The following is a 12,402-nucleotide window of genomic DNA, read 5'->3' on the forward strand; positions in this document are numbered from 1 at the left end:
TCACTGCGCCCGGCGCAGCCTCCGGCGCACGATGTGCATGACGTGCCAGGTCTCCGGCAGCCACGACAAGTACATGAACGTATGGAACCCACCGCGGTATTCATGCACGCGCACGTCGACGTCCAGCCGCCGTGCCAGTTCGCTCAGACGCCGGCAGTCCGCGATGAACACCTCGTGCGTACCGATGAACACGTCGACGGGAGGGAGCCCCAGCAAGTCTCCGTCGATAGGACTCGCCCCCACCCCGCACCGCCCCGCAGAGGCCGTCCACTCGCGCCCCAGGTGGCGCAGCACTTCCACGTCCAGAATCGGATCCTTGCCGGCCACGTCCTTGATCTCGGGGTTGTCCAGCTCGAGATCCAGCCACGGGGAGAACAGCAGCAGGTTCGCGGGCGCGGCGATCCCACCGTCGCGGATCGCTTGCGCCAGGGCGTAGGCCATGCCCCCGCCCGACGATTCCCCCGCCAGCACCACATCCGCCGCGTCGCAGTCCTCGAGCACGCGTCGGTACAACTGCAGCATCCGCTCCAGTGCCTCCGGATGCGTACCACTCGGAGCAAGCGTGTACGTAGGCACCAGCACCCGAACGTCCCCGTTGCGCGCCAGCGCGGACACCAGCATCCACTGCTGCGGCTGCAGCGGCGTGGTGAATCCGCCGCCATGCAGGAAAATCACCGTCCGCGCAGGGGACGTGCGCCCCCGCACCGTCACGGTGTACACGGGAAGCCCGCCCCATTGCTCCATGTCCACGCGGCAGCGCCGAAGCGTCGAGCGCGGCGGTGGCGCGCCTCCCCTGGCCTGCGCCTCGTCGCGCCTGCGCAACGCCTCATCCAGGGTCAATGCCCGGTCGGCTCGCCGCAGCCACCAGGTGGACAGACGCATCGGCACGCTCGGCCACCGCGCAGCCCACACCTTGCGCGCGCCGGAGCCGACCACACCGTCCGGGACGTCCGCCCGCTCCGCATTCACCGGGCGCCGGCCTCCGCGATCGCCGAAAGCGCCTGCTGCCACAGGCCGAGCAGCTCACCGGCCTCGCTCTCATCGAGTACCCCGGGGGCCACCGACACGTAAGCGAGGTACTCGGGACCCTCCGCGGTTTCGGCGATCATCGACTGGATGTCCACTACCGCCTGCGCCGGCATCCGGCTGGGGTTGTCCACCCCGAGATCGTTGTCCTCGAAATCCGGAAGCCAGCCCAGGCCGCGCACCTCCTCTGGAATCTCCGAGGATTCCACGCTGCCGATGTAGTTGAAAACCACCTGAGGCTCACCATGCTGCTGAAGCTCCGGAGCCGTGCGGGGGTTGAGATACCGCAAAAGCCCATACCCGATACCTGACCCCGGCACACACTCGAGTTGCTCGGCGGTCTTCTCGACCAACTTCACCGTGGCGTCGGCCTTGCGTCCCGTACTGCCGGAGAAGACCTCGTCCACGTCCACCTCGGACAGGTCGACGCGGGCCGGGTACATCGCCGTGAACCATCCGACCGTTCGGGACAGATCCGCACCCGGCACAGCCGCCTCGTCACGCCCATGCCCCTCCAGCGTCATCAATGCGGAAGGTTCTTCTATACCGCGGTGGCGACGCCACTGCACAAGCGCAGCAGACAGTGCGGCCGTCGCCAGCCGCCCCGGGTCGGTCCCGAACACGTTCCGCGCCGAATCGAGCAGCCCGCGAGTGACAGCAGTACTCAGGCGCACTTCAGTACGCTGCAACGATTCGACCAGGTCGCGGCTCAGATCCAACGGCCGCCGACCCAGCAAGGGATCCGCGCCCGCGAGGGTGCGACGCCAGAACTCCAGTTCCCGTTCGCGCTCCGGGTCCTGCGCCGCCTCGACGAGCCGGTGCGACCAGGCGCGCATCGAGGTGCCGACCGGCTGCAACTCCGCCGCCTGCCCGTGCGCGACCTGCGCGCCTGCTATGGCGAAATCCTGAACAAGGATCCGCCACGATACGGAATCGACGAGTAGATGGTGCGGGACGATGACGAGCCGGCCCGCCGTTTCCGGGTCGTCGGGCACCAACCACACGCACTGCAGCAGCGTTCCAGCAGCCGTGTCCAACCGGTTCAGTGCGCGTGTGAACTCATCCCCGGCCACCCGTGCGTAACCGGCGCTGCCCGGATACTGCCTACCGGTCAACTCGACCTTGCGGAGGACATCCCGGACATCGAGCCCCCCGACGGGCCGCACGTACAGGGAGGGGTCGCCGTCCTCATCGAGGAGTACCGCGCGCAGCATGTCGTGCGTGTCGACCACGGCCTGCAGGGTCTCGACCACGTGCGTCTCGCTGATCCCTGCCGGAAGCGTGAGCACCATCGGCATGGTGAAACGATCGAAGTCGCCGCCCCGCTCGACCATCTTCGCCACCACGGGCACCAGCGGAGCCGCGCCGACTCCGCCGCCGGGCAATTCTTCGGCGACACCGATATCCCGACTGGTTGCAGCCGCCACGGAGGCGAGACCCGCGACGGTCCTGCGCTCGAACACGTCGCGCGCAGTGAAGTGCACGCCCGCAGCACGCGCCCGCGAGACGAGCCGGATCGACACGATGCTGTCGCCGCCGAGGTCGAAGAAGGAATCGTCGACACCGATCTCGTCTGTGCCGAGAACCTCTGCGAACACGGCCGCGATCGCGCGCTCGGTGTCGGTGGACGGCGCCCGGTACTCCGCGCCCGCAGCGAACACGGGTTTGGGCAGCGCACGCCGGTCGACCTTGCCGCTGGTGTTCAGCGGAAGGTACGGCAGCGTCATCACCAGCGCGGGGACCATGTATTCCGGCAGCTCGCGCGCCGCGAATTCCCGCAGCTCCCGCTCGTCCACAGTTGCGTCGCCGACGGACACGTATGCGACCAGCCGTGTGGCGGCGGCGCCCTCGGCACCGTCCGAGCCGCCGCCCTCGTGGGCGACGGCCGCCGCTTGGCCCACGCGCGGGTGCGAGGCGAGCACGGCCTCGATCTCACCGAGCTCGACGCGCTGACCGCGCACCTTGACCTGGAAATCGGCACGCCCGAGGTACTCCAACGATCCGGCACGGGTCCACCGCACCAGGTCCCCGGTGCGGTACATTCGCGCACCCGCCCCGGCGAACGGATCGGCGACGAAACGCTCGGCGGTCAGATCGGCCCGGGCGGCATAGCCGCGGGCCAATTGCCCACCGGCGAGATACAACTCGCCCACCGCCCCGATAGGCGCCGGCTCGAGCCGGCCGTCGAGCACGTACGCCCGCGTGTTCCACACCGGCTCGCCGATCGGCGCGGTGTTGCCCGCCGTATCGGCGGGCGCGGTCGCGGTCACCGAGTTGATCGTGACCTCCGTGGGGCCGTACAGGTTGACCACGCTCGCCGCACTGACGGCCCGCACCCTCTCGACCAGCGCCGAGGTCAGTGCCTCGCCGCCGGCGAAGACCACCCGGAGCGTGGCGAGGGCGTCGGCGTCGGCCTCGTCGAGGAACAGCGCCAACAGCGAAGGAACGAACTGCACCGCCGTCACCGATTCACGGGCCACCACGGCCGCCATCCCGGCCGGGTCGCGGTGCCCGTCGTGCTCGAGCACGACCAAGCGCGCACCGACCACCGGCGGCAGCAGCAGCTCCCACACTGACGCGTCGAAGGTCGCCGGCGTCTTGTGCAACAGCACGTCGTCCGCAGAGAAGCCGTGCTCGCTTTCCATCCACGACAGTTGGTTGACGATCGCCCGGTGCTCGATCGCGACGCCCTTCGGACGCCCCGTCGACCCGGATGTGAACAGCACGTATGCGGCGTCCTGCGCCATGAGCGGACGGGAACGCTCGTCCGGCCGGATCGGATCGGCGGACAGCCCGCCCAGCTCGAGCTCGTCGAGCCGTACGGTCTGCGCACCGGCCTGCTCGAAGACGCTCGCGTCCGCGGAAGTCGTCAACACGCACACTGGGCGCGCGGACGCGACGACATGCGCGATGCGGTCGGCTGGATGCTCCGGATCCATCGGCACGTACGCGCCCCCCGCGGCGATCACCGCGTGCACGGCCACCACCATCCGGGTCGAGCGGCGCATTCCCACCGCGACGGTGGTGCCCGGGCCGACGCCTGAGGCGATCAGGTGGCGGGCCAAGCGCCGCACCCGTGCCGCGAAATCGCGATAGGACACCGATCCGTGGTCGTCCGTGAGCGCGGGCGCGTCAGGCGTCCGCTCCGCCTGCTGATCGACCAGATCGGCGAGCGTCGCCTGCGGCACGTCCCGCTCGGTGCGGTTGAACCGCTCGAGGACGGTGCGTCGCTCCTCGTCACCGAGCAGCCCCACTGCCGACGTACGCGTCCGCGGTGCGTGCGCGACTGTGGCGAGGATGCGCGCGAGCCGCTCGGATATCGCCGTGGCGGCATCCGGCGACACCGCACCGGGAAGATGCTTGACCGTCAGCCGCAAGCGCGGATCCGCCTCGGCGAGCAGGCTCAACGGGTAATGGGTGGCATCCTGCATCGCCACGCCCGTCAACCGCATGCCGTTGATATCGGTCTGCTCGGCGAGCCCCGCCTGGTCGACCGGATAGGACTCGAAGACGGTCAGCGTGTCGAACAGCGCGCCCACGCCCGCAGCCTGCTGGATCTGCGGCAACCCCACGTGATGGTGATCGAGCAGATCGGCCTGCCGGGCCTGCACCCGCTCGATCAGGTCGACGAGGGCCTCGCCCCGGACCTCGTCGAGACGCACGCGTACCGGCACGGTATTGATGAACAGTCCCACCATCGACTCGATGCCGTTGACCGACGGTGGCCGTCCGGACACCGTCGCACCGAAAACCACGTCGGAGCTGTCGGTCATCCTGGCGAGCAGCAACCCCCAGGCGGTCTGCACGATCGTGTTGAGCGTGACGCCCCGGTCACGTGCCAGCTCGGCCAAGGCATCGGCGACCGTGTCGGGCACATCGACCGCCACGTCCTGCGGATCGCGTCCGTCGTCGCCGCCGTCCGGAGCGATCAGCGTCGGCTGCTCGACCCCGTCGAGCGCCTCGCGCCACGCCCGCATCGACGCCTGCTCGTCCTGCCGGGCGAGCCACGCCAAGTAATCCTGGTACGGCCGCACCCGCGGGAGCACTGTCGCGTCGCCGCCGGCGGCGTAGAGCACCAGCAGGTCCTTGAGCAGCAGCGGCAGCGACCAGCCGTCGAGCAGAATGTGATGGTTGGCGATCGCGAAACGGTAGTGTTCGTCGCCTGTGCGGACCAGCAGGAATCGCAGCAACGGCGGGCGCGCCATATCGAACGCGGCCGTGCGGTTGTCCTCCAGCAACCGGCGGCATTCCTCGTCGCGTCGGTCCGAATCCACCGATCGCAGATCGATCTCCGCCCACGGCAGGTCGACCGAGTCGACGATCACCTGCACGGCCTCGCCGGAATCGCCGGCGACGAAGCCCGCGCGCAGATTCGGGTGCCGCCCGACCAGCGCTTCGGCCGCCGCACGCAACCCGGACGCATCGACCGTCCCTTGGAGCTCGAGCACCACCTGCGACGTGTAGACGTCGTGGCCCCGCTCGGCCAGCAGCGCATGGAAGAACATGCCCAGCTGCAGCGGTGCAAGCGACCAGACATCGGCCAGGCGCGGGTACTGCCGCTCGAGCACCTCGAGCCGTGGCTGGTCGACCGCCACGAGCGGCACGTCCGACGGGGTGAGCCCGCCGGCGCTTCCGCCGCGCGCACGCTGCGCCAGCGCGTCGGCGGCCCGGCACCACAGCCCGGCGATGGCGCGGGCGTCGTGCTCGCCGAGCGCCCCGGCCGCATGCGCGAAGTTCGCGCGCAACACCGGCCCGGCATCCGACTCCGTGGTCACGGCGTTGATGCTCAGCACGGCCGGGGCCGCCATGCCGTCGTCGGCGGCGCCGCCCAGGGCGGCCGACTCGCCGTCCGGGAGCCAGCCGACGCCCGACAGATCCGCCGACACTGCACTCGAGCCCATCCGGCCGAGGTAGTTGAAGCTCACCTGCGGCACCGCGAGCCGCGCCAGCTCCTCGCCCGCGTCGTCATCGAGGTAGCGCAGCATGCCGAAGCCGACGCCCCGGCCCGGCACGGCCAGCAGCTGCTCCTTGACGGCTTTGACCGCGGCGTCCGCGCCTTCCCCGGCCGCGTAGGCGTCGTCGACGTCCACGCCGGTGAGGTCGAGCAGCACCGGGTACATGCTCGTGAACCAGCCGACGGTGCGCCCCACGTCCGCGCCCGGTACGGCGTCCTCTTCGCGCCCGTGACCCTCCATGTTGATCAATGCCGACGGGACATCGGAACCGTGCCCGCTCTGCGCGCGCCACGCAGCCACTGCAAGCGCCAGCGCGGCGAGCAGGCCGTCGTTGGCCCCGCCGCGGAACGCCGCCGGCAGATCCGTCAGCAGCGCCTCGGTCGTCTCCGCCGACAACGACACGTCGAATCGCTCAACGGTCGCCATTACGTCGATCGCCGGATCGAATCGGCGCGAGCCCAACGCGGGATCGTCGTACCCGAGCACCGCGCGCCAATGGTCCATCTCCGCGGACCGCCCACCGGAGCGCGCCTGCTCCTCGAGCGCATGGGCCCAGCGTCGCATCGAAGTCCCCCCCGGCGCGAGCACAGGTTCTTCGCCGGCGGCGACCTGCGACCACGCCGAGGCGAGGTCTGGCACGATCAGGCGCCACGAGACCCCGTCCACCGCGAGGTGGTGCACGAGGACGAGGAGCCTCCCGTCGTGCGCGTCCAGCCCGCCGGCCGGGGCGAACCAGACGAACCGCACCATCGTTCCGCCACGCGGATCGAGGCGGGCCGCAGCCGCCTCCTGCGCGTCTTCGGCCAGCCGCGCGAAGGCGTCGGACCCTGGTGCGTCGGTAAACTCGATGCACTCGATGAGATCGTCCACGGACACGGCACCGGGCGCGGGCACCGCGAAGCGCATTCCCTCGCCACCGGACCGCGCTGCGTCGGCCTCCACCCGCGCACGCAGCATGTCGTGGCGATCGAGCACCGCCTGCAGCGTGCGTACCAGGCGCGGGCGGTCGATGCCCTCCGGCAGCGTCAGCAGACTCGCCTGGGAGAAGCGATCGTAGCCGCCGCCGTTACCCACCAGCCACTGCGCGATCGGAGTGAGCGGGAACGTGCCCACCGCCCCGCCAGGCAGCTCGTCGAGGGTGCGGATGGCGTCAGTGTCGGAAGCCCACTGCGCGATATCAGCGAGGCCGGCGACGGATTTGCGCTCGAACACGTCGCGCGCGGTGACGACGATCCCGGCTTCCTTGGCGCGCGTGACCAGCTGGATCGACACGATACTGTCGCCGCCGAGCGCGAAGAAGGAGTCCTCCACGCCCACGCGCTCGAGCCCCAGCACCTCCGCGAACACCGCGGCGATCGATCGCTCCATCGCCGTCGACGGCGCGACGTACTCGGCCGACGAGTCGACGAACACCGGCTCCGGCAGCGCCTCGCGATCGACCTTCCCGGATGGCGTGAGCGGGAACTCGTCGACGACGGTGATAGCCGACGGCACCATGTAGTCCGGCAACGTGCCGGAAACGAATGCGACGAGCTCGGGTACGTCAATCTCGGCGCCGTCGACGGCATGCACGTACGACACCAAGGTCGTCGTCGCGCCGGTGCGTTCGTAGCCGATGGTCATCGCGAAATCGACGGCCTCGTGACGCCCCAGGGCCGCGTCGATCTCACCGAGCTCGATGCGGAAGCCGCGGACCTTGACCTGGAAGTCCGTACGCCCGAGGTACTCGAGTGCGCCCGGCCCGCCACCACCGTCGGTGATCCACCGCGCCAGATCCCCGGTGCGGTACATCCGTTCGCCGGCTCCGCCGAACGGGTTCGCGACGAAGTTCGCGGCAGTCTGCCCCTGGCGCTGGTGGTACCCGCGTGCCAGGCCCGACCCCGCGATGTACAGCTCTCCCGATACCCCCACGGGAACGGGCTGCAGCCGCTGGTCGAGCACCAGCAGGCCGACGCCGCGCACCGGTCCGCCGATAGTGACGGGCAGCGCGGGATCCAACGCGCCGGTCGCCGTCGACCACACCGTGTCTTCGGTGGGGCCGTACAGGTTGAACATCGCGCGGCCCGGGGCCCACCTCGCCATGAGTTCAGGCGGGCATGCCTCGCCGCCCACGCTGAGCACCTCGAGACTTTCGAGTCCGACCGGTTCCATCGACGCAAGCGCCGCCGGAGTGATGAAGGCATGGGTCACCGCGTGCGCACGCAGCAGCTCGGCGAGCTCCTCGCCTCCGAACACGCTCGTGGGGACTATCACGATCGTCGCAGAGGCTCCGAAGGCGAAGAGATACTCGAACACCGACGCATCGAAACTCGGCGATGCGAAATGCAGTACACGCGACGAGGAAGTCGTACGCATACGTTCCCGTTGTTCGGTCGCCATGGTCTCGAGGCCGCGATGCGTCACGACGACGCCCTTCGGAAGTCCCGTGGATCCGGAGGTGTAGATCACGTATGCCGCGTCTTCACCGCGCACCGGGCCGCGATCGACGTCCGTCACGGGATCAGTCGCCGCTCCGTCGATCAACGCGCGGACAGTCGGGTCGTCGAGGACCAGCCACGTCACATCGTCCGGCAGGTGCGCACGGTGCGCCGACGTCGTCACGCCCACCTTCGCCCCGCAGTCCGAGATCATGTGCGCTATGCGGTCGGCGGGATACTCGGGGTCCACAGGCACGAAGGCGGCCCCGGTCTTCACGATCGACCAGATGCCGAGCACGGATTCAAACGACCGCGGCAGACCCATCACCACCGTCGAACCGGAACGGACGCCCTGGCCCAGCATGACGCGTGCGAGCCGTGTCGATTCCGCGTCGAGTTCTCCATAGCTCACGTGACGGTCGCCGACGATGAGCGCAGTCGCCCGCGGTTCGCGGGATGCCGCCCGCGCCAGGATCTCGGCGAACGTCGCCTGCGGCGCCGGCCGCAGTCCACGCACCGGAGCCATGTTCTCGGTCTCCTCGCGGCCGAGCACGGGCAGATCCCCCACGGGCGTGTCCGGCGTGCCGACCGCCCCGGCGAGGAGGCGCTCGAAAATCTGCGCGAACCTGCGGATCGTGCCCTCGTCGAACAGATCGGTCGCGTAGATGAAGTTCGCGTCCAGTCCACCGCCGGGAGCATCCGAGATCGTCAGTTGCAGGTCGAACTTCGCAGCCGCCACATCGGTGTCGACCCCGGACACGGTCAGACCGGGCAGTTCCAGATGCGCCTGTTCGATGTTCTGGAACGCGAGCACCACTTGGAACAGGGGCGAGTGCGCCGTGGAACGCTCGGGTGCGAGTTCGTCGACGAGTTGCTCGAAGGGCACGTCCGTGTGTGTGAACGCGGCAAGGTCGTCCTCACGTACGCGGCCGAGCAGGTCGGCGAACGATTCGGCCGGATCGACGGCCGTGCGCAGCACCAGGGTGTTGACGAACATTCCCACCAGATCGTCGAGCGCGGCCTCGCCGCGCCCCTCGATCGCGGAACCGATGGCGATGTCGCCGCTTCCGCTCAAACGGGACAGCAACACCGCCAGTGCGGCGTGGACGACCATGAACGACGAGGCGCCCCGCTCGCGCGCCAGCGCGTCCACGCCGGCGCGCACGTCCGTGTCGATGACGAAGTCGAACTGCGCGCCGCGCATCGACTGCACCGACGGGCGCGGCCGGTCCGTCGGCAGCTCGAGCACCTCCGGCAGCCCTGCGAGGGCGTCCTTCCAGAAGCCGAGCTGGCGGGAGACCTCCGAATCGGTGTCCGCCGCGTCTCCGAGCACTTCCCGCTGCCACAACGCGTAATCGGCGTACTGCACGGCCAACGGCCGCCACATCGGCTCGTCCCCCGCGGCGCGGGCTCCATAGGCGGTCATCACATCGCGTGCCAACGGCGCCGTCGAGGCCGCGTCGCCCGCGATGTGGTGCAGCACCAGCACCAGCATGTGCTCCGCGTCGCCGAAATGGATCAGACGCGCGCGCACGGGAACCTGCGCCGCGACGTCGAATCCGCGCTCCACCTCGGCGGCGACCAGTGCGCGAAGGTGCGACTCATCGGCGGCGTCGTCGACGGCCAGAGCGGCGCCATCGACGACGTCCAACGGCAGAATCCGCTGACGCGGGCCGGACCCGTCGTCCGGGTACACGGTGCGCAGGATCTCATGCCGCGAGACGACGTCGACGACCGCCGAGCGCAACGCCTCGACGTCGAGCTCCCCGGATAGACGCACCACCAGCGGAATGTTGTACGCCGCCGAGGATGTGTCGAACTGGTTGATGAACCACATCCGCTTCTGCGCCAGCGACAACGGCACCCGATCCGGTCGCGCCACAGGCTCGAGCGCCGGCCGCGCCGTACCGGTGCTCTGCTCTGCGCGCTCGGCCAGCCGCGATACCGTCGGCGCCTCGAAAAGCTCCCGGACACCGATCGAGACATCGAGCGCCGCGTTGACGCGCGCGATGACGCGCGTACCGATCAGCGAATTGCCTCCCAGATCGAAGAAGTCGTCCTCGATCCCGACTCGCTCCTGGCCGGTGACGTCGGCGAAGACGCCTGCGATGATCTCCTCGACCGGAGTGCGCGGCGCGACGTACGCGCTCCGCGCGGAATCGAGGTCCGGCAAGGGAAGCGCCTTGCGATCCAGCTTCCCGTTCACGCTCAGCGGGAGTGCATCGAGCATCATCACGACCGACGGCACCATATATCCGGGCAGCCTGCGCCCGGCCGCTTCCTGCACGCGCTTGGACTCCAGCTCCGCGCCCGGGGCCGCCACGACGTAGCCGACGATGCGGGCACCGGTGCGCGCATCCTGGTGGACGACCACCGCCGTCTGCGCAACGCCGTCCTGCGCCGACAGCGCGGCTTCGATCTCGCCCAGCTCGATGCGGAATCCGCGGATCTTGACCTGGAAGTCGGCGCGTCCCACATAGTCGAGCTCGCCACCGTCCGTCCAGCGCGCGACGTCCCCGGTGCGGTACATCCGCTCCCCCGGCCCGCCGAACGGGTCGGCCACGAAACTTTCGGCAGTCAAATCGACGCGCCCGAAGTACCCGCGGGCCAGTTGCGTGCCCGCCAGGTACAGGTCTCCCGCGACACCGGCGGGGACCGGCTGCAGGCGCGCGTCGAGCACGTACGCGCGAACGTTCCACTCCGGACGACCGATCGGCACCGAACCGATCTCCTTTACCGCGCATTCGTGGTAGGTCACGCTCACCGCGGCCTCGGTCGGTCCGTACAGGTTGTGCATCGACGCATCGCAGAACGCGCGGAAGCGCGTCACCGTCTCCGCCGGCAACGCCTCGCCGATGCACAGCACGCGACGCAGCGAAGCGACCCGTTCCGGTTCGACGACGGCCATGAAAGCCGTGAGCAGCGAAGGTACGAAGTGCGCCGCGGTCACCCCGTGCCGCTCGATCAGCCCGCCGAGGTATTCGGGGTCGCCATGCCCGTCGGGCCGGGCGACGACGAGCCGTGCACCACTGGTGAGCGCCCACCAGAACTCCCAGACCGACAGGTCGAAGGTGAACGGGGTGCGCTGGAGCACGGCGTCGTCGGAGCTCAGCGGGTAGGCGTTCTGCTTCCAGAGCAGCTGGTTGCAGATGGCCGCGTGCGGCACTGCCACGCCCTTGGGCCGGCCGGTCGAACCCGAGGTGTAGATGATGTACGCCGTGTTGCCCGGCCGCAGCGGCGCAGTCCGCTCGTTATCGGTGATCGGCGTCGCAGCGAATCCGTCTACCTCGAGCAGTTCCACCGCAACGCACTCGACCGTATCCGGCAGCTGCGACGCCGCCGCCGCCGTCGTGAGCACGAACGCCGGACGTGCGCTGTCGAGAACGTACTCGTTTCGCGCGGCGGGGTGGTCCGGGTCGATAGGCAGATACACGCCGCCCGTCTTCGCGATGGCGTACATGGCGACCAGCAATTCCACCGATCGCGGAATCGCGAGCCCCACGATGACCTCGGGACCAACGCCCTTGTCGATCAGGCAGCGGGCCAGCCGGTTGATCCGCGCATCGAACTGCGCATACGTCAGTTCTTCATCTTCGAAGATCAGCGCGGTCGCATCTCCGTGCCGCGTGACTGCATCGTCGACCAAGTCTGGCAATGTACGAGCGGGAAGCGGCACGTACGTGTCGTTCCACTGCTCGATGATCCGAGCGCGTTCCGTCGATTCGAGCAGTTCCGCGTCGCCTACAGCGTGGCCCGGGCGGTCGAGCAGCTCACCGAACAGCCGCACGAATCGTTCGGCAATGCGCTCGACCGTCGACCGCTCGAACAAGTCCTCCGCATAGGTGAAAACGCCCGCGATGCCGGCGGGATCGCCGGATTCGTCGTACTCGTCCTGCAGGATCAAGTGCAGGTCGAACTGCGCCGTGTCGCCGCCGGCCTCGAGCGGCGTGATCGTCATGCCCGGAAGTTCCAGTTCCGTGCGCGTGGTGTTCTGGAACGAGAAA

At 69.4% G+C, this 12,402-nt stretch carries 2 protein-coding genes (1 of these 2 cut by a window edge); both read right to left on the reverse strand.

Annotated features, from left to right (window positions below):
• Positions 1-969: an alpha/beta hydrolase gene (locus JJ683_RS18815; protein WP_200170983.1), complete on the reverse strand. Its 969-nt coding sequence runs from the start codon at positions 967-969 to the stop codon at positions 1-3.
• On the reverse strand, positions 966-12,402 hold the 3' portion of the coding sequence (locus tag JJ683_RS01965) for a non-ribosomal peptide synthase/polyketide synthase (protein WP_200170984.1). 22,328 nt of this gene lie beyond the right edge of the window; 11,437 of the gene's 33,765 nt are visible here — the last part of the coding sequence; the start codon falls outside the window, past its right edge; the stop codon is at positions 966-968. The genes JJ683_RS18815 and JJ683_RS01965 overlap by 4 nt, the downstream gene beginning before the upstream one ends.

This window comes from Tomitella cavernea, from assembly GCF_016599145.1.
In the GTDB taxonomy this organism is placed as follows: Bacteria; Actinomycetota; Actinomycetes; order Mycobacteriales; family Mycobacteriaceae; genus Tomitella; species Tomitella cavernae.